This is a genomic window from Francisella sp. SYW-2, from assembly GCF_008711475.1.
GTDB lineage: Bacteria > Pseudomonadota > Gammaproteobacteria > Francisellales > Francisellaceae > Francisella > Francisella salimarina.
Genome location: NZ_VXKO01000001.1, coordinates 12,995 through 37,311 on the forward strand (window position 1 = coordinate 12,995; position 24,317 = coordinate 37,311).

Below are 24,317 nucleotides of genomic sequence, written 5' to 3' on the forward strand. Positions count from 1 at the left end.
TTTACAGCAGCTTAGAATTTAATTTTCCCTTATTTTGACTATTCGATAGACTTAAAATAAACTAACTTAGTAGGATACTTTAGATTTTATAAATATGGATAACAAAAAAAATATTCTAATAACAGGTTGCTCTCATGGTGGCATTGGCTACGCTACAGCCATCTATCTTCGAGATAAAGGATATCAAGTTTTTGCTTCTGCTAGAAAGCAAGAAGATGTAGATAAGCTCAAAGCTGAAGGCTTTGATACTTACTTGATAGATGTCACTAATTATAAACAAGTTGATCAGGCTTTAGAGTCTATTTTAGCTAAAACTGGTGGCAAATTAGATGCTGTATTTAATAATGCTGGATTTGGACAAGTTGGCGCATTAGAAGATATCGATACACAATTTATCAAAAAGCAGTTTGAAACCAATGTATTTGCAGTACACAATCTAACTAACAAAGCTATAAAAATCATGCGGAAACAAGGTCATGGGAAAATAATACAGCATAGCTCAATATTAGGACTTATTGGTATGAGGTATCGTGGATCATACGTGGCTAGTAAGTACGCTCTAGAAGGTATGACTGATACTATGCGCCTTGAGCTTAGGGATACCAATATTTTTATTAGTCTATTAAATACTGGCCCTGTAACAAGTAAATTTAGAGAGAATGCACTAAAGACTATCGATAATGTTGAAGTAGAAAATTCACCTCACAATAAAGAATACTATAGAATAATGCTTGGTAATCACAAACCTATCCCTTTTAACTTACCAGCAATTGAAGTAGCCAAAGTTGTTGAAAAAATTCTTATAGCAAAAAAACCAAAACCTAGGTACTTTATAACAAAAGCAACTTGGATTATGACAACTCTTAAAAGATTCTTGACAACAAAAGCTTTTGACAAGGTTGTAGGAAAGTATTAACCATTATTTTCTAAACTTATACAAAAGCCATCCTACAAATATAAAAATCATTGGCCCTAAAATTAGTTCTGATTCATATATTGCAATCTCATAAGCATCATTCATATCGCTTGGTGGTTGAAAGCTAAATATTATACCTAATGATGTCGATACAAAAACTAGTACTGCAAACAGATATTTTATCTTATGATTCATAAGCTTGATATAAGCGATTACAAGATATAAATAAGGGATAAAATAAAGTACAGTTGCCATGAGAATCAAGATTTGATACATCGCATCAACTGATGGCAACAAGTTTGTAAATACGACTATAAAGGTGACCAACACTCCCATAAATATCAAAGCATTTCTTGGAGAATCGTGCTTGTTAGTTTTATGCAACCAGTCCGGCAAAATTCCTTTAGGAGTACATTTAAAAAACATAATAACAGGTGCTAATAACCAAATACTAACTGCGGCAAATTCAGCAAATGTTAATAAAAATGCCATGAGTTTAGGAAACCATGCCCAATGAAATTGATGACCTATAATCTCAAATGCAGTCATTAATCCAGATGCCTTACCAATATCATCTGGAGATGCTACCAGATTTAGAGCTACGGTACCTAGTATATATAGTCCAAGTAATATAAAAGCAGATAAAATCAAGCCGTAATATAGATTTTTCTTAGCATCTCTAACAGAGTTGGCAAAAGTAGGAATTATCTCAATACCAGCCATAGCAAACATAATAATAGTCAAAGTAGAAAGATTGTCCCACGAGCTACCATGAGGAGCTATATTAGCCATAGAAAAATCAGTAGCACTATGCCCTACGGCTATATATGCTGCCAACCCTAAAATGATTATCACAATAGCAGGTATAAATGAGCCTAAAATACCTCCAATATCTACTAGATATTTATTTGCCTTTAGACCATAAAAGCTAATTACCGTAATCAACCAAAAAGCGATTAATACCACCACAGTAATATAATAATGATTCTCGACTAACTCAGGCTTACCGATGAAGTAAGCAAAATTTGTAGCCAAGAATATTAGAACTGCTGGATAGTAAAATATTGTATTAATCCAATAAAGCCATGCAACCATAAAGCCTGATTTTTCACCCAAAGCTCTAGTAGTCCAAGCATACATACCGCCCTCATCCGGATACTTACGTGACAACTGAGTAGCTATAACAACCAATGGTAGGAAAAATACCAAAGCTCCAAGTACCCAAAAGAATATTGCAGATGCCCCCAAGCCTGCGGCAACAGGTATCCAACGAATACCAAAGTTAGCAGTGACTGCCATTATAGTGACATCTTTTAATCCAAGAACTTTATTATCTGTTGAGATTGAACCCATAAAATATATTACTCGTTAATAATTCATAGAATGATTATATACATCATAATTAAGAATAAATATTCTAGAAGCTTATTTTTTAATGATGAATTTAATTTTTAGATAAAAGATATATGAGAATTTGAAATGTAGTCTTTAGATGATATCCAAAACATATCTAACAAGAGATACTTTTGGATATTAAGACTTTATTACATCATGCCTGGCATACCGCCCATGCCACCACCCATAGGAGGCATAGCTGGAGCATCTTCTTTGATCTCACCAACCATAGCCTCTGTTGTAATCATTAGACCAGCAATTGAAGCAGCATGTTGTAAAGCTGAACGAGTAACTTTAGTAGGATCTAAGATACCCATTTCAACCATATCACCATAAGTATCATTAGCTGCATTGTAGCCATGGTTTCCTTCTTTAGCTTTAACTTCGTTTACAACTACAGAAGCTTCGCCACCAGCATTTTGTACAATTTGTCTTAGAGGAGCTTCGATTGCTTTTCTAAGCAAGGCAATACCATGGTTCTGATCATCATTATCACCAGTCAAGCCATCAAGAGCTTTTTGCGCTCTAATAAGTGCAACACCACCGCCAGCAACAATACCTTCTTCTACAGCTGCACGAGTAGCATGTAGAGCATCATCAACACGGTCTTTCTTCTCTTTCATCTCAGCTTCTGTAATAGCACCAACTCTAATTACAGCAACACCGCCAGATAGCTTAGCTAATCTTTCTTGTAGCTTCTCTTTATCATAGTCAGAAGTAGCTTCTGCAACATTTGCTTTGATTTGAGAAACTCTATTTGCAATAGCATCTTTATCTCCAGCACCATCAATGATTGTAGTATCATCTTTAGTTACTTGTACTCTATTTGCAGTACCTAAGTGCTCCATATTAGCTTCTTCTAGCTTCATGCCAAGCTCTTCAGATATAACTGTAGCACCTGTTAAAATTGCAATGTCTTCTAACATAGCTTTTCTTCTATCGCCAAAGCCAGGAGCCTTAACTGCACATACTTTAACTACACCACGCATATTGTTAACAACTAAAGTAGCTAAAGCTTCGCTCTCAACATCTTCAGCGATGATCAATAGAGCTTTACCAGACTTAGAAACACCTTCTAATACAGGAAGTAATTCACGGATATTAGAGATTTTCTTATCAACTAGTAATATATATGGGCTCTCTAGATCAGTAGTCATGTTCTCTTGGTTTGTCGCGAAATATGGAGATAAATAACCTCTATCAAACTGCATACCTTCAACGACATCAAGCTCATCTTCAAAACCTTTTCCTTCTTCTACAGTGATCACACCTTCTTTGCCAACTTTTGCCATAGCTTCAGCGATAAGCTTACCTACAGTAGAGTCAGAGTTAGCAGAGATTGTGCCCACTTGCTCGATTGATTTAGAGTCAGAACACGGCTTAGAAAGTACTTTTAGCTCTTCTACTAATTTAGTAGCAGCCTTATCAATCCCTCTTTTTAGATCCATAGGATTCATACCTGCAGCAACAGCTTTTAGACCTTCTGTAAGTAGCGCTTGAGCTAATACAGTGGCAGTAGTAGTACCATCACCCGCCACATCAGCAGTTTTAGATGCTACTTCTTTAACAATCTGAGCACCCATATTCTCAAATTTATCTTCTAGTTCGATTTCTTTAGCAACAGATACACCATCTTTAGTAATTGCTGGAGCACCATATGATTTGTCTAATACGACATTACGACCTTTAGGACCTAAAGTAACTTTTACAGCATTAGCTAAAGTGTTAACACCATCTAGCATTTTTGCACGAGCGTCATCTGAAAATAAAACTTCTTTTGCAGCCATTTTTATTTCTCCTTTGAAATTTCTAAGATTCTTTTTAATTATCCGATAATACCCATAATGTCATCTTCTCTCATCATCAGAAGAGTCTCATCATTTACTTTTACCTCACTACCTGAGTATTTACCAAATAGTACTTTATCGCCTACTTTCACATCCATAGGTTGAGTAGAACCATTGTCTAATTTCTTACCATTCCCAACAGCTACAACTTCACCCTCACTTGGCTTTTCTTGAGCACTACCAGTTAAGATAATCCCACCTGCAGACTTTGTTTCTTCTTCTGCACGACGTACTAATACTCTGTCTTGTAATGGACGAATGTTCATAACAATCTTACTCCTTTGTTAATTATTGCTATTTTATGTTTTCAAAAATTTTTTAATTTTTGTGCAGCTTAGAAATTCTCCTATTCTAAGTTCTTGCATGACTAGATATTGAGCCAAAAAAGTCATTTTCAAGATTTTTTTGTATTTTTTTTGTTAGAATCTCCTTGATAAAAATCAAATACTCCAAAAAGATGAAGAAAATAGTACTAACCATATTCCTTATTACTATTACAACAAGTATTTTTGCTTTAGATATCCAAAGTAAAGAAATAATGATAAACAAAAATAAGGTTCATTATTATCAAGTTAACAATTCCAAGAGCGACTTAAATCTTATTATGTTAACTGGTATTGGTACTACTGCTAACTTTTGGCCAAAAGATTTTATAGATATACTCTCGCAAAAGTATAACTTATATATTCTTGATTATAGAAGTCTTAATACTGATCAAAATGGTGATGACTTAAATTACTCAATAAAATCCTTATCTGAAGACACTAACGCCTTTATAAAAAAACTCAAACTCAAAAACCTTTATATACTTGGTTGGTCTATGGGTGGAGCAGTTGCTGAGCAAACTTTATTTGATAATACAAACACTTTTAAGCAAGCCTTCCTAATATCTCCAGCAGTCCCTCTTGACAATAATCCTAGCCTACCACAAAAACTCAGCGAAACACCAGACCTAAAAAACCCGAGACAAATATATAACTTTGTATTTGATAATAATCTTTACGACTATAATCCTAAAAACCTAGAAAGTGAAGTTAATCGATTCATAAATCCAGATATTGCTAACCTTTTTCCAAATAACAATATATATACTAAACAGAAAAAAAGTATAAGCCAATGGGTTAAAAATAAAAATAACCTTGATAATTTTATAAACCTGAACATTTCAACAACTATTTTTTTGGCTAAAAATGATAAGATACTTAACCCTAAAGATACACAAAAGACTATAGCTCTTATCAAGAATAAGTCTTTTATAAATATTATAAATTTCGATAAATCCGGACATGCTATTGATTGGGATCAATCTTTCAAATTAGCGAATATCATAAATAACTTAGCATAATTAAACATATAGTATTAACAACAAAACATGAGGTATAACTTTGAACAATAAAAGTATGAGCTTCACTGCCCGTTTAGTTCACACAATAGGCTTTGAATTTTTTGGAATAGTGATTTTCACCCCATTTGCCATGTTTGTCCTACACAAAGATATGTTTCATATCGCAGGACTAGCTATCATAGTATCAATAATAGCCATGCTATGGAATCTTGTATATAACTATATTTTTGACATCGTCGAGAATAAAACAGGCGGGTGTCGCTCAAAAAGAGGAGTTATTATAAGAGTGTTGCATGCCATTCTCTTTGAAGCTGGTCTTTTAATTGTTACTATCCCTCTTGTTGCATATATGCTAGATATGGGGCTAATAGAAGCAGTTATTGTTGATATTGGCTTTGTTATTTTTTATCTTGTATATGCTTTTGTGTATAATTATATTTTCGATAAGATTTACTTCGGTTTTATACATAATTAGATATAGCACCCATAGCTTAACTGGATAGAGCGTCGCCCTCCGGAGGCGAATGCGGGGGTTCGAGTCCCTCTGGGTGTGCCAAATCAGGACAACAATTTGAGTTATATTACACAATCCTACTTAAAACATATATTACTACTAAAATTTCAGCACAAATAATAATTTCTACTCTTATAAAAACTTTTGAGATGGAAATAGTAGTAGCACCTAAGTAATAATCAAAAAATATTGAAAAAAAATGGGATATGAATTACAATTCACCGATACTGATAATAATTATCATTTATGGAATAGGTAAATGTCAAAATATAAGACTAATACTAAATATTTAATCAAAGGGTACCTCCAGAGCTGTCCAGTCGCCTATAAAAACAGACTTTTATCCTTAGGTTTATTGCCTGGTAAAACCCTAGAAATAAAACGTAAAGCTATTTTTGGTGGTCCATGCCAAGTCAGTGTAAGAAATGCTGATATTTCCATACGTGTAAAAGAACTAGACCTATTAGATCTAGAGGAGATCAAATCATGAGATATGCCTTAGTTGGTAATCCAAACTGTGGTAAAACAACAATCTTCAATGTACTGACAGGACTTAATCAAAAGGTAGGTAACTGGTCTGGCGTTACAGTAGATAAAAAAGTTGGTTATTTTAAAGTTGATGATCAACAAGTTGAAATAGTTGATATACCCGGTATATACAGCCTATCAGCATCCGATAGTAGCTCTATTGATGAACAAATAGCTTTCAACTATGTTATACAAGAAAAACCAGATGCAATAATAAATGTTTTAGATGCATCTAATCTTGAAAGAAGTATGTATCTAACCATACAACTACTAGAGTTAAATGTTCCAATAATACTAGCTGTAAACATGGTAGATGTCGCTAATAAAAGTGGAACTATAATTGATTTTGACAAATTATCTAAACTCTTAGGAATAAATGTTTTTCCAGTAATTGGTTCAAAAGGTGTTGGAATAAATGAACTTAAAAACGCTCTCACTAAACCACAGTCGGCCTCACACTATGACTTAAAATCTCACTATCCTAAAGAGATATTGAGATTAGATAATCAACTTCAAGAACTACGTCAATCAGATACAGCAAACTTATGGCTAGCTGGAGAGCTTTATGAGGGTCGAACTATCCAACTTGAACAGGATAATCAAGATATTGATATTGAAGCACTACTTTCAGAGCACTCAGAATTAATAGCTAAATCTGGACACAAAATACCAGAAACTCGCTATGGCATAGTAGATGATATCCTTAAAAACACGGTTAGCTATACAGCTTCAAAATCCAGTAGAAGCATAACACAAGTATTGGACTCTGTATGTATGAACCGTTTTTTAGGGATACCTGTGTTCCTAATGATGATGTACCTAATGTTCTTTTTCTCAATAACATTTGGTTCTGCAGTACAGCCTTTATTTGATGATTTTACAGCTTCAGTATTTATTGATGGTGTTGCATATTACTCGAATATGATTGGTCTACCTGAACAATTGACTATGATATTATCCCAAGGCTTTGGTACAGGTATTAACACAGTACTTGCATTCATCCCTCAAATTGGCTTCCTATTTATATTCTTATCTCTACTTGAAGACTCTGGATATATGTCAAGAGCTGCTTTTGTCATTGATAGATTTATGCAATCTATAGGACTTTCTGGTAAAGCTTTTGTACCTATGATTGTTGGCTTTGGATGCAATGTTGCTTCAATTATGGCCTCAAGAACTCTAGAAACTCGAGAAGATCGTTTAATGACAATTATGATGTCACCATTTATGTCATGTGGCGCTAGGCTTGCTATCTTCTCAGTATTTGCAACAGCATTTTTTCCTGACCACGGTGCTTCAGTAATATTTTTACTTTATTTACTAGGAATTATTGCAGCAATTTTGACAGGATATGTTATTAAATTTACATTCCTAAAAAATGAAGCAACTCCTTTTGTATTAGATATACCAAAATATCACTTACCTCACTTTAGTACAATTATGCTCTACAGTTGGAATCGTCTAAAATCATTCCTACTTAAAGCAGGTAAAGTTATAGTACCAATAGCAGTTATCATCGGAAGCCTAAATAGCATCAATGTAACTAAAAACGAATCTGCTCTTAGCTATGCAGGTAAAGAGATAACTCCAATATTTGCACCTATGGGAGTTAATAATGATAACTGGCAAGCTACTGTTGGTTTAATGACTGGGGTGCTTGCAAAAGAGGTTGTTGTAGGTACTTTAAATACTCTTTATACACAAGATGATAGTCAGGGTATTCCAGATAGTTACAGTATTACAGATAACTTTAAAGACGCTATATATAGTACTTGGGATAACCTTTTCAATATGGATCTTAACCCAATCACAAGTAACGAGGCAGATGCTAATATGAGTAGCTCTGCTATGGGTAATATGACAAGTAAATTTAGCTCTGGTCTAGCTGCATTTTCATACTTACTATTCGTACTATTATATATACCTTGTATATCTGTAATTGGTGCCACAGTTAGAGAATCTACCAGAGGATGGGCTATTTTATCTATTATATGGAGTTCGGCAATGGCATATACTTCTGCAGTTGTGGTATATCAACTAGGCAATATACTTAATACACCAGTTAAATCTATCGTGTATACAGCAATTGCCATAGTTGGGTTAGGTATTGTAATTGCCATAATGAGATATTTATCAACCAGAATCAAATTTGTTGCAAACTTAACTGGCTGCTCAAGTTGTCAGGTCAGAAAATAAAAATATCTCATCCTTCTAAGTATTTATCTTGTACATAAACTATGACTAAAATTGCGATGAAAGTATCTAATAATAATTAATAGTGCTAAAATTCAGATGTAAATCTAAGTTTAAGGCTTGCATGCTCAATAATAATTTGAAGGCTACGGTTGCAATAATTGGCGCTGGTCCATCCGGCTCGGTTGCAGCAGCAATACTAGTCAAAAAAGGTTATGATGTAATTATCATTGAAAGACAAATATTCCCAAGATTTTCAATAGGTGAAAGTCTCTTACCTCAATCAATGCAGTATTTTGAAGAAGCTGATATGCTTGATGTAATTAAACAACAAGCAATATTTCAGCATAAAAATGGAGCTGCTTTTAATAATAATATTAACTCTATTTCTATAAATTTTAATCAAAAATTCACGGCAGGTTATGGTGATACTTTTCAGGTTAAGCGAGGGATCTTCGACAAAGCTTTAGCTGATAAGGCTCAAGGTCTAGGTACAAAAATATTTTATACTACTGAAGTTACCCATGTAGCTGAAGAAAGAGATAGTATCACTCTGACTGTCAGAAATCTTGAAACTCAAAAACAATATAAATTAGAAGCTGATTTTGTACTTGATGCTAGTGGTTTTGGAAGGGTGCTACCAAAATTACTTAATCTTGAGAAACCCTCTAACTTTCCAATACGACAATCATATTTTTGTCATATAGAGGATAATATTGTTGCTGGAAGTTTTGATCGCGATAAAATTCTTATAAGCGTTCATCCAGAACATAGAGATATTTGGTACTGGCTAATACCTTTTGCTGATGGAACTTCATCCATTGGAGTAGTTGCAAAGCCAGAGAACTTCATTGATAACAATACCAATATACAAAATCTAGATAGCTTTATAAAGCAAATGCCATATTTAGCAAACTTAACATCCGCCTCAATACTTAGATCTGATGTTCAAACTATCAAAGGTTACTCATCAAATGTTTCTAAACTTTATGGCGAAAGATTTGCATTGCTTGGTAATGCCGCTGAATTTTTAGACCCTGTATTTTCATCAGGTATAACCATTGCCGTTAAATCAGCATCCTTAGCAGCAAATACTCTTGATAGACATCTAAGGGGTATAGATGTAGATTGGCAAAAGGAATTTGTTGATGAGTTGTATATAGGTATAAATACTTTTAGAGAATTTGTTAGCGCTTGGTATGAAGGTAGCTTGCAGGATATAATATTTCATAAAAATAGCACCAAAAACATAAAAGAACAAATCGTATCAATCTTAGCGGGATATGCTTGGGATAAAAATAACCCTTTTGTGAGAAATCCTAGACAAGGAATTAAAGCATTATCAAGGTTATGCTGTTAAAAAAATACTATTTGATAATAACTCCTTTTAATGCAACTCCAGACATTAAGAGACCCTCGCCACAAACATAAGTATCTTCACTTGATGTAGGATTATTTTTCCAGTTAGATTCGATATCTGCAACACCTTTGCCACCTGCAGCTTGTGATTGCTCTTTTAGATCAATTAATGCTGAATAAAAAGCCCAATTACAAGACTTCTGATAATTTTTAAAGACACCATTAGTCCTTTTGCTAGTATATATTGTTCCTTCAGCTGAATAATCAAATGGCTTAGAATCTTTACCAAAATAAAACTTAAAATCGCCAAGTTTATTTTTGACTTTTTCAGGCATTACTTCCATAGCATTCTTGATACTCACATCATGAATATCATCCGAAGCATAAACAGATAAAGGTAAAACAAAACAGCCTGCAGCAACCAATGAAAGTAACATCTTTTTCATATTATGTATCCTATAACTTTTCAGAAAATTGTGTTAAATATCATATCAATTTTGTGACTAAAGTATAATCTTTATTCTAAATTTTTTTGAAAATCAAAGATGTATTAACCCCACCAAAAGCAAAGTTATTAGTCATCACATACTCAGTCTCTATATTTTGTTTATCTACAAGGTAGTCTAAGCTAGCACACCTTGGATCTACATTTTGTAAATTCACATTTGGGATAAATACACCTCTATTCATCATCTCTATAGTTAGCCATGCTTCAAGCGAGCCACTAGCACCTAATGTATGACCAAAATAGCCCTTTAATGAACTGATGCTAATATCCCTAGCAAAAACCTCACGCGTGGCAATACTCTCGGCTATATCGCCAACCTCTGTTGATGTACCATGAGCATTGACATAACCTATCATATCTGGTGTTATCTGTGCATCTTCTAAAGCAAGTTTGAGAGCAATCTGCATTTTTTCGGCTGTTGGCTGCGTAACATGCTCAGCATCACAGTTCGTACCATACCCAACAACTTCTGCATAAATTTTTGCTCCACGCTGTTGAGCATGCTCTAATGACTCTAATATCAAAGTAGCACTTCCTTCGCCAATAACCAGACCATCTCTATCTCGATCAAAAGGTTTAGGTGCAAGACTTGGCGTATCATTCATCTGACTTGTCGCAAATAATGTATCAAATATTGCAACCTGACTTACACAAAGCTCTTCTGCGCCACCAGCAACCATCACATCCTGCATACCATACTTAATAGCTTCATAAGCATATCCTATAGCTTGACTACTTGAGGTACATGCACTAGATGTCGGGATTAATCTACCAGTCAACCCAAAGAATAAAGCTATATTAACTCCACAAGTATGACTCATACCTTTGATATAAGTTGTTGCATTAACATTGCCAATTTTTTTGTCAGTAAGAATCATCAAAAGATCAGACAATGGTTGTGGACTGCCAGAACATGATCCATAAGCAACACCTGTTCTACCACTAGTTAATATATCTGTCTTATCAATTAAACCAGCATCTACTAATGCTTGCGAGGTTGCTACGGTTGCTAACTTTGACACCATACCCATACCACGTATTTTTTTACGAGGATAATTTGGCATTTTAAAATCTGTTACAGGAGCAGCAAGTTTAGTATTAAGACCTTGAATATCATCCCACGGCATTCTCTTAGTTGCGACTTTTCCAGCTAATAGTGATTCAAAAATAGTATCAGCATCACTACCAAGAGCTGTAACGCCTGACATACCAGTAACAACAACTCTATGCATTAAGCAAGTCCTCCATTAATAGAAATCACCTGTCTTGTTATATAAGCTGCAGCATCCGACATTAGATACTCTGCTAAGCTTGCTACCTCATCCACACTACCTGCCCTTTTCATTGGTATATGCTTAATGATCTCATCATAATGCTCAATATCATCAGTCATTTCTGTATCTATCAAACCTGGTGCTATGCAATTAACTGTAATTTTTCTTTTTGCTAACTCTACAGCCAAAGCTTTTGTAGCTCCAATAATACCAGCTTTTGCAGCACTATAGTTGACCTGTCCTCTATTACCCACAATACCTGATACAGAAGCCATAGTAATAATCCTGCCACCTTTTCTAAGCTGTATCATTGGCATAATACAAGGCTTTAAAACATTATAAAAACCATCCAAATTAGTATCTATAACTCTTGACCAATCATCTTTTGTCATTGCTGGAAATGCAGCATCCCTACAAAGACCGGCATTACTAATCACTCCATAAAATGCACCATGATTTTCGATATACTCGCCAATAGCTTGTTCTGTCTGCTGATTATTAGAGATATCAAAACTTATGATATCTGCTTGAAAACCCTTATCAAGAATACTATCACGAACGTTTTCAGCACCAACTTTGTCCGTATTATAGTGTATAGTTATATGCCTATTTTCAGCCGCAAGTTTCAGTGCTATAGCCTTACCGATTCCTTTACTCGCACCTGTGACTAATATTCTTTTCATATTTTATATTTCTCTACTAATAACTTTTTTTACATCTTCAAAACTTTGTGGCTGATAGGCATTGATCGTAAGTGATGCAACTTCTTGTTGATCCAATACTACTTTGCAACTAAATACCCCTGTCCCTTTATCAAGAATAATACATTCAGCAAATATATCTAAAACACTACCAGTTTTATATCTTTTAACATCTGTCTTGTAACCTCTCACACTGAGTAAAAATGCTACTGGAGGTTCATTGGTACTAGCGTCAGATGTAGCAAGCTTACTAGCTCTACCATAGGAAGCAGCCGTTTGAGCCATGATTTCAACCGCTACCCAGTGTGGTATACCATCTAATTGCTTATCGAAGAATATATTGCCATCAGTCACAATGGTTCTACAGTGTACTGTATTGTCTTCAAAAGCGATAAACTCATCAACGAGTCTCATAGGTGGTTCATGCGGTATCAAATCGCCAATATTATGCATCTATTTCTTTCCTATAATTACACTTACGTTATTACCGCCAAAAGCAAACGAGTTACTCATAAAATTTGGCTTGTGGTATCGAATATCACTAGTTATTATACCAATATCAGAAATAATATCCTTATCTGAATCGTATTGCATTGGTAGTTTTTTGTTAGGATTGTAATTATCTGATAATAATAGCCAACACATCCCTACCTCTGTAGCTGCCGCTGCACCTAGAGTGTGACCTGTCAATGATTTAGTAGAGCTGCACGCAACAGGTGCTTTAAATATATCTTTTACTGCATTACTTTCCATATTATCATTCAGTATAGTTGCTGTACCATGCAAATTTAGATAACCGATATCATCAGGAGCTAGATTTGCAGAGCTCAATGCCTGTATCATAGCTAATTTAGCACCTTCACCACTAGGATCTGGTGCTGTAATATGATAACCATCTGATGATTCCCCAACACCTAAAAGTACTATTTCTGAGCAATCTCTAGACATAATAAATGCTGCAGCGCCTTCACCGATATTTATACCACCTCTTTGATTATGAAAGGGTAAACACAAGCTTTGAGATATCGCATCTAAACAATCAAAGCCATTTAATGTTAATTCACAAAGAGTATCGCAACCGACAACAATAACTGCATCACACAAATTCTGTTTTAATAATCTAGCAGCTGAGGCAAATGCTTTACCACTTGATGAACAAGCTGTTGATATAGTAAAAGCAATATTTTCAAGATTATAATACTCCCTCAAAAATTCACTAAGACCTGCGGTTTCTTCTTGCTTGTAGCTAAATTCTTTGGGGAATTGACCTGATATAAACTTTTTAGTTAAAGCTCGTTCACCATTATCTATACCTGATGTACTAGTACCGCAAACCACAGCCACTCTATCAGCTCCATATTTATCTATAACTCGACTTATATCATGATTTATTTGCATACAGGCATGAAGAGCCATTTGGTTATTACGACAATCAAATTCTTTTAATCGGTGAGGAATTTCTGGAAGTATATTATCATTTACTTGCCCTACAATTGTCTTGCGACCCGACAATAGATTCTTATCAGTTACCAAGCCAGTTTGATTACTAAGCAATGATTGCAAAACAGCTTGTTTAGAATCACCTAAACAATTGATTATACCCAGCGAATTCAGATAGATTTCATTGCCACTCATATTCTGTATAATTTTGAATAACTTCCTGTAAGTATAAATACAATTACAATTAGTTTAAATACAATTAAGTGTATGTTAACTGTATTTAATACTTAAAAAGGTTATAGATATACATTTTTTTACTTCAATATGATAGATTCTAGTAAAGAGAATAAAATAGCATATTGGATGAGATTTTATATAGATTCGGTTTTAGCCATAGCTCAAGGAAAAAACGACATATCAAATTTTAAAGATATATCATACCTTGAAATGATAAAACAGGACATCTACATCGATACTAGCCTCATTGCTGCATCAGTGAGAAGAAGATGTAGTAAATCTAGCAAAATCGCTCTTTCAGTATCTATACCTCAACTCCATAAATATAAAATAGGTGCCGTAGTATTTGCATCTCAACATGGTGAACTAGCGAATACATTATCTATATTTAAAGATATTTCTAATCAAGAAATCCTTTCACCAAACGCATTTTCTCAATCTGTACATAATACTCCTTCTGGACTTCTATCAATCCAACAAAAACTAAAAATACCTTTTAACTCAATAGCTGCTGGTACCGAGACTTTTGAAATGGGTTTAATTGATGCTATCACACAGTTACAAGACTATGATAACGTTTTGTTTACTTGTTATGATGATAATGTGCCAGAAATCTTCGATGAACTTAATATCTCAGATAATCTTGCTTATGGAATTAGTTTTGTCATATCAAGAGAACCACTATCACAGTCAAGTATGGGCTTAAAATTAGAGATTAATAACAACAAAACATTATTACAAAAATTTAATCGACTCCCATCTGCAATTATTTTTGCAAACTGGTATGCTTGTAATGAATTTAAACCATTATTTTTGAAGAGTATATCTATAGAGAAGATGTAATTATGTATAAATACTTAAATAGATTTTATCGCAGAATTGCTACAGGAATATGTTTCTTTTTATTTAGCTTTTTTGGAGCAATATTAGGTTATATATACTTCCCTCTAGTCAGAATATTTATAAAAGATAAAAGTGCTCGCACAATACATGCTCAACACACTATAAACATTGGTTTTAAGATTTTTATTGGAATTATTCATCATTTTAGAATTATTCGATTTGAATTTGAAGGTATTGAAAAACTATATCAAGATCAAGGTTGTATTTTCATAGCTAATCATCCTACTTTAATCGACTATGTTGCAATAGTGTCTAGACTCAAGCTTTGCGATAATATTGTCAAACAAAGCTTATGGGAAAACCCATATTATAAGCATGTAATAGAAACAGCTGGATATATACCAAATATCAATCCTGACCAAACATTCTCACGCTTAAATGAAATATTTGCAGAAGGTAGAAATTTGTTAATATTTCCAGAAGGTACCAGAACTATTCCTAATCAGTTACCAAAACTAAAACGAGGTGCCGCGCAACTAGCAATTAGAACAAATGCTCCTATAAGAATAATACATATCTCATGCTCTCCTGTTACTTTGACAAAAAATACCAAATGGTATAACATTGCCGAAACAACGCCGTTGTTTAGAGTAGTTGTAGGAGACAAGATTAACCCTCAAGATTTTATTGATGAGGCAGATGGAATACCATCTCTAGCTGCTCGTAGGCTAACTAAATTTTTACAGTATAATCTCTCTACTAAATTAGATTTTTTATAAAATAGGTACTTTAAAACATGCAACAAGAAATAAAAGAAATGATCATCGAGGTCTTAAATCTTGAAGATATTACAGCTGATGAAATAGATGCTGATGAAGCACTTTTTGGAGAGGGTTTAGGACTAGATTCAATTGACGCTTTAGAGATAGGGGTTGCGTTAAAAAAACGCTATAATATAAGTCTTGAAGTTGCTGATGAAGATGTCAAAAAACACTTTGAATCTGTGGCATCTTTGGCTAAATTTGTAGAAGAAAATAAATCTTAAGGATATACTGATGAGCTTTTCTAAAGAACAAATTTTCGCACAATTACAGGATATTCTTAATAATCTTTTTGAAATAGATAAGGATGATGTCACTCTAGATTCAACACTATACGAAGATCTTGATTTAGATAGTATTGATGCCGTTGATTTAGTAGTACAACTGCAAAACTTCACAGGTCGCAAGTTTAAACCTGAGGAATTTAAATCTGTTCGTACTGTTGGGGATGTTGTTGACACTATAATTGCAGCTCTAGCACAAGACTAAATACAAACTTAATGAAATCTCTACTTAAATTCTTTATATTGATAATAATTATACTATATCCATTTATAGTCTATATTGGCCTAAATTCACTCTCGATAAAGTATCTTGGCTTAATTGTCGTCTTAATATTTATACTAAGATTACTGATTTTAAAAAAAGATCCTAGCATCACTTGGAAACTTATTACTATTGTAGGGATACTTCTTGCAGGTATAGCCATCATTGTCGATAATATCACCGTTATGCTACTATACCCTGTCTTTGTAAGTATTAGCCTCTTCTGTGTTTTTTGTTATTCATTATTCCAAGACAAAAGCTTGATTACCAAACTTGCAATTCGTATGAGCAAAGAGCATCTACCGGATTATGCAATAAAATACACATGGTATGTAACATTAGCTTGGTGTGTGTTTTTTGCTATAAATGCCAGTATTTCAACATATACTGTTATATTAGGTTCGATACAATTTTGGACACTTTATAACGGTTTTATCAGTTATATCCTTATAGGATTAATGATGCTTAGTGAGATTATAATTAGAATTGTTGTTAGGAGATATTTTGAAAAGCACACTTAAATCAATACTAGAATTTTATGCACAAAATCCTTCTAAAATCATATTTATCAAAGATTCAAATAATATTATCGCAAAAGAGTTTTTAAATGATATAAAAACTTTAGCTAATCATCTTGATATCATTCTAAGTAATAGTTGCAAAGTTGCGTTATCTATTGATGATATGTACTTATTTTGTTGCACATGGATAGCATGTCAGTTTTTAGGTAAAACTACTATAATGATACCAAATGACAAACCTGGCACAATTACCAAGCTTGCAAAATATTACGACTCTTTAATAACTGATAATGATCTTGACTTATCAGCAAAAATCATCAATGAATATGCATTAAAAAATTGTGAAACTATATTTTTCACATCTGGATCTACTGGTGAATATAAAAGCTATAGCAAAACCGTAGACAATCTTGAACAAGAGTCTTCCGCGATCAACAGTGTCATACAAAGCTTTAATCTTAAGAATATCAATGTGCTCACAACAGTATCACACCAGCACCTATATGGCTTTAGCTGGGCTATAATATGGCCACTACTATACCAAAAAACCATCCACACAGAAAGGCTATTTGTACCCGAACTTATCCACAAAAAGCTACTTCAAGATAACAATATTTTGATAACAACTCCTGTAATTATTTCTCACCTTGATGGTAGTATCAGTAGTCCTATCACTAACTCTTTGCTCATTTCATCAGCTAGTGCATTAAATACCGATATCGCGATTAAATTTCAAAATAGTTACAACATCCCTATTCTTGAAGCTTATGGCAGTAGTGAAACTGGAGTTATTGCGTATAGACAACAGTTAATTGATAAACTATGGAAGCCTTTTGATAATGTTTGTATTACTACAGAGTCTGATCAACTAGTTGTTAGATCTCCTTTTTTTAAGCAAAAGAAACAACTAATGGCAGATATCGTTACATTATACAACGATAAATTTGAGCTAAAAGGTAGGGTCGATAAGATTGTCAAAATTGCTGGTAATCGTTTATCAATATCACAAATGCAAAATATATTAATTGATTATGACTTAATAAAAGACTGTGTATGTATCAAGCGTCAAAGCTATCGTGAATATATAGCAGCAATAATATGTCTAAATCAAGCTGGACAAGACTTATTACAAAATTTTGGTAAACAAAATTTAATTAAACAAATAAAGAGCTATCTATTAAACTATTACTCAAATGTAGTTATACCTAAACAATGGCGCTTTGTAACTGAAATACCGACTAACTTTCAAGGAAAAAGAACTCTAGAACTATTAGTTGAATTATTAGATGATAATTAAATAGGTTAGAGCTTATAAGTTTGATAAGATTTAAGCTTATTAAGGGACTTTATTTAAAATTTATGGCGAAATAAACTATGAACAAACATCTTAAGATAAATAATATACAAAATATTGATGATTGCTGTGTTTTAGTATCGGCACAAGTACTCCACGAGTGTGATTTTTTTAAAGGTCACTTTCAAGAGCAGGCCATTTTACCGGGTATTGCTCAAGTTGATTTTGTCATAAATTTGGCAAGCCAGATATTCGATATTAATAAACTCTCTTTTGGTAATATTCCACAAGTAAAATTCAAAAAAGTTATATTACCTAATGATGATATAGAAATAAAAATCACAAATAACAACAATACAATTACTTTTGAAATTTCTGTCAATAATCAAGTAGCTTCTCAGGGTAAAATAAAATATGAGTAGTAGTGATTGTAATTTATGTATTGTAGTACCAATCTATAACCATGGAAAGCAACTACGTAACACCATCAAAAATATCGCTAGATATGACTTACCTATCATACTTATAAATGATGGTAGCCAAGATAACACTAAACAAATCATGAGAGAAGTTGCTGATGAATTTAATAATATTGTTTTGACAGAATCACTTGATAAAAATCAAGGTAAAGGTGTTGCTGTAAGTTATGGTGCCAATTTAGCTTTTAAAATGGGTTATACACATATGCTTCAAATAGATGCTGATGGTCAGCATGATTCGACCGATATCCCTAAATTTATACAAGCAACGCAGCAAAACCCTCATGCACTAATATCTGGTATGCCTATCTATGATGATAGTATTCCCAAAAGTAGACTTCATGGTAGAAAAATTACAAATTTTTGGGTAGCAATAGAAACTCTATCGTTTAATCTCAAAGAATCAATGTGTGGTTTTCGTATATATCCACTAGAGGCTTATACAAAGCTTATGCAGAAAAGAACTTTCTCAGTGAAGATGGATTTTGATATAGATGTAATCGTGAGAATGTACTGGTTAGGTCTTCCTATAGTCTATATAAATACGAAAGTAATTTACCCTCAAGATGGTTACTCCAATTTTAGAATGTTTCGAGATAATGTCAGGATATCTTGGACTCATACAAAATTAGTTACTGGTATGATTATTAGATTACCATTACTATTATGGAGAAAAATTAGGTGAAACATTGGACTAAGATAAAAGAAGCCGGTGGTCTATTCGGGCTTAGAACTACTTTTATTTTATTTCGTTTGTTAGGTCGTAGACTCACCTACTCAATCATGTCAGTAGTTATGATCTATTATTTTTTATTGTACAAAAGTGCACGTAACTATTCTTTTAAATATATTAAACACCTCGATAAAAATATTAAAACTTCAAAATTATGGTTTTATAGCTTTAAACATTTTTTAGCATTTGGTGAAATGGTTATAGACAAAATAGCTGTTTGGAGTAATAAGATCACTATAGATAATGTAGACTTCTCATTACAAGATCGCAAAACCATGAACCAAGCTATCAAATCACAAAAAGGTGGTGTTATTTTTACGGCTCATCTTGGTAATCTTGATGTTGCAAGATCTCTAGCAGACTTTGATAGTAGTATGAAGATAAATGCTCTAGTATTTAGCAAGCAAGCTCCTACATTTAACAAACTTTTGACAAAGATTAATCCTAAATACTCGATCAATATGATATGTATACAAGATGTTACTCCAGATTTGGCAATTGAGTTATATGAGCGCATTGCTAATGGTGAATTTATCGTTATCCCTGCTGATAGAACTTCTGTAACTAAACCAGAGAGAAATCTTAGACTATCATTTTTAGATGATATTGCATTTTTCCCGCAAGGTGCATTTATATTAGCAAGTATTCTAAAATGCCCTACATACTTTATGCTATGTCCAAAAAAAGATCGTAATAACTTTGATTTTATTTTCAAAGAGTTTGATCAAAATAGCATTATTTTAAATAGAAAAACAAAACAACAAGATTTAGAAAAATATGCACAAAAATATGCCAAAATGCTTGAATTATATTGTAAAAAGTATCCAAAACAATGGTTTAATTTTTTTGATTTTTGGCATCAAGGAGAATAAGTAAATGCTTAAAGATAGTTTATTTACTCATGTTTACAAAATGACTATCCCATTTTTTGATGTTGATATGCTCGAAATTGTTTGGCATGGTAATTATGTTAAATACTTTGAAATGGCTAGATGCAGTATGCTCAAAGAAATTGGCTATGATTATATAGCTATGAAGAAAGATGGTTTCGCTTGGCCTATAGTTGATATAAAAGCCAAATTTATTAAATCTGCAAGATTTGGACAAGATATTGATATTTATTGTGATCTAATAGAGTTCGAGAACCGATTAAAAATAAACTATACTATCTTAGATAGCTTAACTAAAATAAAGTTATGTCAAGGTTATACTACACAGCTTGCTGTTGATATTAACAAGAAAGAAACTTGTTTCGTAACACCTCACCAATGGCAACAAAAAATAAAAGAGATTATTAGAAGATGAAGAAACTATTTACTTTAATTAGCATTTTTTTAACTATTGTGGCTCCTTTGTATGCTTCAGACCTTTCTAACGATTCTGACTTTCAAGCGGTTGAAAAGCAATTAACCAAAGATACTAATATCTCGGGTAAATTTATACAAATCAGACAAATTGCAGGTTTAAACTCAAGTTTAAAATCTTCAGGAACATTTAAACTAACTAATGATGGATCTCTGTTATGGCAACAGCAACAACCAATCAAAACCACAATGCAAATGTCTAAAAATAAGCTTACACAAACTATTTTGGATAATCCTCCTACTGTTCTTACACGTGATGACCAACCTGTAGTGTTCACATTCACAAGTGTCTTCATGTCTGTATTTAAAGGTGATACAAAAACCATATCAGAATTTTTTAATATCAATTTTAAGGGTAATACTCAAAACTGGACTATCACCCTCACACCGAAATCTAGCCCTCTTAATAAGGCTATAAAAGAGATAACTCTAAAAGGTAATAGATATATTACAAATATTGACGTCGCTGATACCCAAGATAATATAATCAAAATACAACTTTTTGATATTACAACAAACTAAATATTATGATTAATAAATATTTTATCCGTCTTATTATTTGGAGTGTAATTGTTCTAAGTAGCACAATCCTATTTATAACTATTATTACAAAAGGACTAAACTTAAATACAAACATTCTAGCTTTGTTACCAAACCAACAGACATTACCTGAACTTAACTCAGCATCAAATAAATTTTCTGACCGTATAAGTAATGATGTTGTATTTTTAATAAGTTCTAAAGATCAAACTAAGGCTACAAATGCTGCAGCAAAGTTTAGCCATTTACTAGAACAAAGCAATAACTTCACAACGGTAAATACTGGAGTAAACCAAGACCAACAACTATCTTGGGCAAAATTTTATTTCCCATACAGACTACAATTACTTAACGATAAAGACCAACAACTATTAGTTGATAAAAACTACGAAAGACTATACCAAAATGCTCTAGCAAATATATATAACCCAACAGGAGTAGTTAATCGTAACCTACTTAATAATGATCCTTTCTTTACATATCAAAACTATCTTTTTAGTTTACCCAAACCAAGCTCCAACTTGAAGCTTAGTAATGGCTTTCTAGTAGCTGAAAAAAATAATACTTACTATGTTCTCATTAAAGCCGAAATTAAAGGACAGAGCTTTTCATTAACTACTCAAACTGAAATTATCAAAAGCATTAATAATGCTATCACACAAATTAAATCAAATGATATTAGTGTTCTAAAAACTGGCATGCTCTTTTATGCAAATGCTGGAGCCGAAGATGCTCATCATGAGATAAATACTATTGGTATTGGCTCTATGATAGGCGTCTTGATTTTGATAATTCTAACATTTAGATCAATTATTCCTCTTTTTTTTACACTATTTTCAATCTTTTGTGGATTTATTGCTGCGTTTGTTGTTACACACTATATGTTTGGTAGTGTCTTCTTATTTACGCTAGTTTTCGGCGCAAGTTTAATTGGTATATCTGTCGACTATGCTTTCTTTTACTATTCTGAGAAGCTTTTAGCTGATGCTAATTGGACTCCAAAAATAGGACTAAATCGTATTTTCAAAGGCATAACATTAGGACTTTTAAATGTTGTTATAGCTTTTTTAGTCATAACAACTGCACCTTTTCCTGGACTACACCAACTAGCAGTTTTTGGTATCGTTGGCTTAGCTGTATCATATCTAACAGTGATATGCTTTTTCCCATATATTATCAATATCAAATCAAAAAGCCATAAAAGTATTCCTCTATTAAGGCTTACGGATAAATATCTAAATCTATGGAAAAATATTAGTACAAAAAAAATTATTCTTATCTTACTAGCTCTAGTGATAATAATTATTGCGGGAATATATAAAATAAAACCTAATGATGATATTCATATATTACAATCCACACCTAAAGAGCTCCGAGATGAAGAACAACAGCTTAAAAACATAATTGGTAGTGATATAGGTCTCAGCTATATTGTCGTATTAGCTAAAGATAGTAATACTCTTCTATCAAAAGCTAATCATGTAACAAGCATTATTCGTAGTAGCTTTGCTAATATTAAAAATCCACTAATTAGCATAAGTGACTATGTACCAAGCTTAGAGCAGCAACAACAAAACTATAATCTTATACAAAACTTTATTAATACCAAATATCCACAAGAGTATCTTAAACAAATAGGTTTCTCAAAGGCTCAACAAGTAAAAGTGATAGATGAAATTAAAAATACAAAATTTAAGCCTCTGGAACTATCTGCATGGTTAGATAAACCTGTTTCAGCACAGATGAGATTTTTGTGGTTAGGAGACCAGCCAAATGATTATAAAGCTGTGGCAATAGCACTTTCAAAAGATATTAATATTGCTAAACTACAAAATTTGCTTAGCTCTATCGATAATGTTTATATTGTTGATAAGGTAAGTCAGATAAGTGATATTTTTAGTCATTATCGTAATATGATTTCTTACATAATGGCAATTGTATTTGTCTTACTATGGTTAGGATTAACTCTTAGATATTCTTTTAGAAAATCTATAGTTTATATTGTAGTTCCATTATTATCATGTTTCATATCTATAGCATTTCTTGGATTACTCAATATTCCTCTGACATTATTTAGCATCCTTGCGATAATACTTGTTTTAGGAATAAGTATGGATTATGTTTTATTCTTAGCTGAGAGTCATAATAGATTCAGTAGTACTATGCTAGCATTGGCACTATCAGCTATTACTACTATACTATCATTTGGGCTTTTGGCGTTAAGTAATACTCCAGCTATTGAATATTTTGGTCTAACTGTACTAGTAGGTATTTCGGCAGCATTTTTATTAGCTCCTATAGCAATTAAGGTACAAGGTTATGAAAAGTAAAATTCTTTCAACTATTTTTATATTCATCTTTTTAAGCGGTTGCTCATTGTTGCAAACAAAACAGCAAATCGATGTAAAGGTAGCTATAACACCAGATACAACTGTAACACTACCCCAACCACAACAACTAGGTATTGATAAAACAATATCGCAAATAGTCTCTGCTACTTATTATAATAAAGATGGCAAACAAAAAAACCTAACAACAAATATGATTATTGAAGCCAACTCAAAACATATCATAATGGTAGCATTATCAGCTTGGGGGGGATCTTTATTTAAGCTTGACTATAATGGTAAAGATATCCAAAGTAGTAGCCTGCCAATGCCAAACCAAAATATTGGTGTTAAACAAAGCCTCACAGAGTTTATTATAAGCCATGCACCTGTCAATATTGTCAAAGAGATGTTTGCTAATACAAATATTAGCGTATCAGAAAAAGCAAATGAAAGGATTTTAACTTCTAAAGACGGCAAAAAAATTCTAACAATAAAATACAGTGATAATAATAAAAAAATAACTATTCACAACTATCACTACAACTATATTATTAACATAACAGATTTAGATCAATAGTTTTTTTGATGA

General features: G+C 32.8%; 27 protein-coding genes and 1 tRNA gene. 20 read left to right on the plus strand and 8 right to left on the minus strand.

Annotated elements, in window-relative coordinates; translation table 11 throughout:
• The first annotated feature begins 94 nt into the window (after positions 1-94).
• A complete protein-coding gene (locus tag F3D57_RS00070; RefSeq protein ID WP_150464788.1) occupies positions 95-916 on the plus strand; it encodes an SDR family NAD(P)-dependent oxidoreductase in 822 nt (273 codons plus the stop codon).
• 3 nt (positions 917-919) lie between these two features.
• Here F3D57_RS00070 and F3D57_RS00075 read toward each other — a convergent pair whose 3' ends face one another.
• The 3 genes from F3D57_RS00075 to F3D57_RS00085 form a co-directional block, all read right to left on the minus strand.
• Positions 920-2,269 carry an APC family permease gene (locus F3D57_RS00075; protein ID WP_150464789.1) on the minus strand — a complete coding sequence of 450 codons (1,350 nt, stop codon included), beginning with the start codon at positions 2,267-2,269 and terminating at the stop codon, positions 920-922.
• A 191-nt stretch (positions 2,270-2,460) separates the two neighbouring features.
• Positions 2,461-4,098, minus strand: a complete 1,638-nt coding sequence (gene groL / locus F3D57_RS00080) for a chaperonin GroEL (protein ID WP_150464790.1) — start codon at positions 4,096-4,098, stop codon at positions 2,461-2,463.
• A 38-nt stretch (positions 4,099-4,136) separates the two neighbouring features.
• Complete coding sequence (locus tag F3D57_RS00085) at positions 4,137-4,424, minus strand: co-chaperone GroES (RefSeq protein ID WP_013922465.1); 288 nt, start codon at positions 4,422-4,424, stop codon at positions 4,137-4,139.
• 191 nt (positions 4,425-4,615) lie between these two features.
• On the opposite strand from F3D57_RS00085, the gene F3D57_RS00090 reads away from it, so the two are divergent.
• From F3D57_RS00090 to F3D57_RS00115, 6 genes are all read left to right on the plus strand, one after another.
• Complete coding sequence (locus F3D57_RS00090) at positions 4,616-5,503, plus strand: alpha/beta fold hydrolase (protein ID WP_150464791.1); 888 nt, start codon at positions 4,616-4,618, stop codon at positions 5,501-5,503.
• A gap of 40 nt (positions 5,504-5,543) precedes the next feature.
• Entirely contained in the window at positions 5,544-5,978 is a 435-nt protein-coding gene (locus tag F3D57_RS00095; RefSeq protein WP_041263637.1) for a PACE efflux transporter, read from the plus strand.
• Positions 5,979-5,983: 5 nt separating this feature from the next.
• Positions 5,984-6,059, plus strand: a tRNA-Arg gene (locus F3D57_RS00100).
• 217 nt (positions 6,060-6,276) lie between these two features.
• A complete protein-coding gene (locus tag F3D57_RS00105; RefSeq protein ID WP_041263635.1) occupies positions 6,277-6,507 on the plus strand; it encodes a FeoA domain-containing protein in 231 nt (76 codons plus the stop codon).
• Positions 6,504-8,741: a Fe(2+) transporter permease subunit FeoB gene (gene feoB / locus F3D57_RS00110; RefSeq protein WP_146420809.1), complete on the plus strand. Its 2,238-nt coding sequence runs from the start codon at positions 6,504-6,506 to the stop codon at positions 8,739-8,741. Before F3D57_RS00105 ends, feoB begins: the two co-directional genes overlap by 4 nt.
• Before the next feature lie 121 nt (positions 8,742-8,862).
• The gene (locus F3D57_RS00115; RefSeq protein WP_150464792.1) at positions 8,863-10,098 is read left to right on the plus strand and encodes an NAD(P)/FAD-dependent oxidoreductase; all 1,236 of its coding nucleotides are present in this window, start codon (positions 8,863-8,865) and stop codon (positions 10,096-10,098) included.
• Positions 10,099-10,105: 7 nt separating this feature from the next.
• On the opposite strand, the gene F3D57_RS00120 is transcribed toward F3D57_RS00115, so the two are convergent.
• The 5 genes from F3D57_RS00120 to F3D57_RS00140 all read right to left on the minus strand — a co-directional run bounded on the left by F3D57_RS00120 (position 10,106) and on the right by F3D57_RS00140 (position 14,215).
• Positions 10,106-10,543 carry an excinuclease gene (locus F3D57_RS00120; RefSeq protein ID WP_150464793.1) on the minus strand — a complete coding sequence of 146 codons (438 nt, stop codon included), beginning with the start codon at positions 10,541-10,543 and terminating at the stop codon, positions 10,106-10,108.
• A gap of 76 nt (positions 10,544-10,619) precedes the next feature.
• Positions 10,620-11,837, minus strand: coding sequence for a beta-ketoacyl-ACP synthase (locus tag F3D57_RS00125; protein WP_150464794.1), 1,218 nt, complete (start codon positions 11,835-11,837; stop codon positions 10,620-10,622).
• Positions 11,837-12,562 (minus strand): 3-oxoacyl-ACP reductase FabG, encoded by a 726-nt coding sequence (fabG, locus tag F3D57_RS00130; protein ID WP_150464795.1) that lies wholly within the window; start codon positions 12,560-12,562, stop codon positions 11,837-11,839. Before fabG ends, F3D57_RS00125 begins: the two co-directional genes overlap by 1 nt.
• A gap of 3 nt (positions 12,563-12,565) precedes the next feature.
• Complete coding sequence (locus tag F3D57_RS00135; RefSeq protein WP_150464796.1) at positions 12,566-13,033, minus strand: beta-alanine--pyruvate aminotransferase; 468 nt, start codon at positions 13,031-13,033, stop codon at positions 12,566-12,568.
• The gene (locus tag F3D57_RS00140) at positions 13,034-14,215 is read right to left on the minus strand and encodes a beta-ketoacyl-ACP synthase (protein ID WP_150464797.1); all 1,182 of its coding nucleotides are present in this window, start codon (positions 14,213-14,215) and stop codon (positions 13,034-13,036) included.
• Between the two features lie 129 nt (positions 14,216-14,344).
• Here F3D57_RS00140 and F3D57_RS00145 point away from each other — a divergent pair, with 129 nt between their 5' ends.
• The 13 genes from F3D57_RS00145 to F3D57_RS00205 all read left to right on the plus strand — a co-directional run bounded on the left by F3D57_RS00145 (position 14,345) and on the right by F3D57_RS00205 (position 24,305).
• Positions 14,345-15,100, plus strand: a complete 756-nt coding sequence (locus F3D57_RS00145; RefSeq protein ID WP_187985977.1) for a beta-ketoacyl synthase chain length factor — start codon at positions 14,345-14,347, stop codon at positions 15,098-15,100.
• Positions 15,101-15,102: 2 nt separating this feature from the next.
• Entirely contained in the window at positions 15,103-15,879 is a 777-nt protein-coding gene (locus tag F3D57_RS00150; RefSeq protein WP_150464798.1) for a lysophospholipid acyltransferase family protein, read from the plus strand.
• Positions 15,880-15,896: 17 nt separating this feature from the next.
• On the plus strand, positions 15,897-16,145 hold the full coding sequence (locus F3D57_RS00155; RefSeq protein ID WP_013922452.1) for a phosphopantetheine-binding protein: 249 nt from the start codon (positions 15,897-15,899) through the stop codon (positions 16,143-16,145).
• Between the two features lie 10 nt (positions 16,146-16,155).
• Positions 16,156-16,410 carry an acyl carrier protein gene (locus F3D57_RS00160; protein WP_012280472.1) on the plus strand — a complete coding sequence of 85 codons (255 nt, stop codon included), beginning with the start codon at positions 16,156-16,158 and terminating at the stop codon, positions 16,408-16,410.
• Positions 16,411-16,421: 11 nt separating this feature from the next.
• On the plus strand, positions 16,422-16,988 hold the full coding sequence (locus tag F3D57_RS00165; RefSeq protein WP_150464799.1) for a hypothetical protein: 567 nt from the start codon (positions 16,422-16,424) through the stop codon (positions 16,986-16,988).
• The gene (locus F3D57_RS00170; RefSeq protein ID WP_150464800.1) at positions 16,972-18,285 is read left to right on the plus strand and encodes an AMP-binding protein; all 1,314 of its coding nucleotides are present in this window, start codon (positions 16,972-16,974) and stop codon (positions 18,283-18,285) included. Before F3D57_RS00165 ends, F3D57_RS00170 begins: the two co-directional genes overlap by 17 nt.
• A gap of 77 nt (positions 18,286-18,362) precedes the next feature.
• On the plus strand, positions 18,363-18,704 hold the full coding sequence (locus tag F3D57_RS00175) for a hydroxymyristoyl-ACP dehydratase (RefSeq protein ID WP_013922449.1): 342 nt from the start codon (positions 18,363-18,365) through the stop codon (positions 18,702-18,704).
• Positions 18,697-19,446: a glycosyltransferase family 2 protein gene (locus F3D57_RS00180; RefSeq protein ID WP_150464801.1), complete on the plus strand. Its 750-nt coding sequence runs from the start codon at positions 18,697-18,699 to the stop codon at positions 19,444-19,446. The genes F3D57_RS00175 and F3D57_RS00180 overlap by 8 nt, the downstream gene beginning before the upstream one ends.
• On the plus strand, positions 19,443-20,366 hold the full coding sequence (locus tag F3D57_RS00185; RefSeq protein WP_224728130.1) for an acyltransferase: 924 nt from the start codon (positions 19,443-19,445) through the stop codon (positions 20,364-20,366). Before F3D57_RS00180 ends, F3D57_RS00185 begins: the two co-directional genes overlap by 4 nt.
• Positions 20,367-20,370: 4 nt before the next feature.
• A complete protein-coding gene (locus F3D57_RS00190; RefSeq protein WP_150464802.1) occupies positions 20,371-20,799 on the plus strand; it encodes an acyl-CoA thioesterase in 429 nt (142 codons plus the stop codon).
• Complete coding sequence (locus F3D57_RS00195; RefSeq protein ID WP_150464803.1) at positions 20,796-21,380, plus strand: LolA family protein; 585 nt, start codon at positions 20,796-20,798, stop codon at positions 21,378-21,380. Before F3D57_RS00190 ends, F3D57_RS00195 begins: the two co-directional genes overlap by 4 nt.
• Positions 21,381-21,385: 5 nt before the next feature.
• Complete coding sequence (locus F3D57_RS00200; RefSeq protein ID WP_150464804.1) at positions 21,386-23,728, plus strand: MMPL family transporter; 2,343 nt, start codon at positions 21,386-21,388, stop codon at positions 23,726-23,728.
• A complete protein-coding gene (locus F3D57_RS00205) occupies positions 23,718-24,305 on the plus strand; it encodes a DUF3261 domain-containing protein (RefSeq protein WP_150464805.1) in 588 nt (195 codons plus the stop codon). The genes F3D57_RS00200 and F3D57_RS00205 overlap by 11 nt, the downstream gene beginning before the upstream one ends.
• The last annotated feature ends 12 nt before the right edge of the window (positions 24,306-24,317 follow it).

Coding starts and splice junctions, on each gene's coding strand:
- F3D57_RS00070 (WP_150464788.1), top strand. CDS start 95: ATGGATAACAAAAAAAATATTCTAATAACAGGTTGCTCTCATGGTGGC.
- F3D57_RS00075 (WP_150464789.1), bottom strand. CDS start 2,269: ATGGGTTCAATCTCAACAGATAATAAAGTTCTTGGATTAAAAGATGTC.
- groL (WP_150464790.1), bottom strand. CDS start 4,098: ATGGCTGCAAAAGAAGTTTTATTTTCAGATGACGCTCGTGCAAAAATG.
- F3D57_RS00085 (WP_013922465.1), bottom strand. CDS start 4,424: ATGAACATTCGTCCATTACAAGACAGAGTATTAGTACGTCGTGCAGAA.
- F3D57_RS00090 (WP_150464791.1), top strand. CDS start 4,616: ATGAAGAAAATAGTACTAACCATATTCCTTATTACTATTACAACAAGT.
- F3D57_RS00105 (WP_041263635.1), top strand. CDS start 6,277: ATGTCAAAATATAAGACTAATACTAAATATTTAATCAAAGGGTACCTC.
- feoB (WP_146420809.1), top strand. CDS start 6,504: ATGAGATATGCCTTAGTTGGTAATCCAAACTGTGGTAAAACAACAATC.
- F3D57_RS00115 (WP_150464792.1), top strand. CDS start 8,863: ATGCTCAATAATAATTTGAAGGCTACGGTTGCAATAATTGGCGCTGGT.
- F3D57_RS00120 (WP_150464793.1), bottom strand. CDS start 10,543: ATGAAAAAGATGTTACTTTCATTGGTTGCTGCAGGCTGTTTTGTTTTA.
- F3D57_RS00125 (WP_150464794.1), bottom strand. CDS start 11,837: ATGCATAGAGTTGTTGTTACTGGTATGTCAGGCGTTACAGCTCTTGGT.
- fabG (WP_150464795.1), bottom strand. CDS start 12,562: ATGAAAAGAATATTAGTCACAGGTGCGAGTAAAGGAATCGGTAAGGCT.
- F3D57_RS00135 (WP_150464796.1), bottom strand. CDS start 13,033: ATGCATAATATTGGCGATTTGATACCGCATGAACCACCTATGAGACTC.
- F3D57_RS00140 (WP_150464797.1), bottom strand. CDS start 14,215: ATGAGTGGCAATGAAATCTATCTGAATTCGCTGGGTATAATCAATTGT.
- F3D57_RS00145 (WP_187985977.1), top strand. CDS start 14,345: ATGATAGATTCTAGTAAAGAGAATAAAATAGCATATTGGATGAGATTT.
- F3D57_RS00150 (WP_150464798.1), top strand. CDS start 15,103: ATGTATAAATACTTAAATAGATTTTATCGCAGAATTGCTACAGGAATA.
- F3D57_RS00155 (WP_013922452.1), top strand. CDS start 15,897: ATGCAACAAGAAATAAAAGAAATGATCATCGAGGTCTTAAATCTTGAA.
- F3D57_RS00160 (WP_012280472.1), top strand. CDS start 16,156: ATGAGCTTTTCTAAAGAACAAATTTTCGCACAATTACAGGATATTCTT.
- F3D57_RS00165 (WP_150464799.1), top strand. CDS start 16,422: ATGAAATCTCTACTTAAATTCTTTATATTGATAATAATTATACTATAT.
- F3D57_RS00175 (WP_013922449.1), top strand. CDS start 18,363: ATGAACAAACATCTTAAGATAAATAATATACAAAATATTGATGATTGC.
- F3D57_RS00180 (WP_150464801.1), top strand. CDS start 18,697: ATGAGTAGTAGTGATTGTAATTTATGTATTGTAGTACCAATCTATAAC.
- F3D57_RS00190 (WP_150464802.1), top strand. CDS start 20,371: ATGCTTAAAGATAGTTTATTTACTCATGTTTACAAAATGACTATCCCA.
- F3D57_RS00195 (WP_150464803.1), top strand. CDS start 20,796: ATGAAGAAACTATTTACTTTAATTAGCATTTTTTTAACTATTGTGGCT.
- F3D57_RS00200 (WP_150464804.1), top strand. CDS start 21,386: ATGATTAATAAATATTTTATCCGTCTTATTATTTGGAGTGTAATTGTT.
- F3D57_RS00205 (WP_150464805.1), top strand. CDS start 23,718: ATGAAAAGTAAAATTCTTTCAACTATTTTTATATTCATCTTTTTAAGC.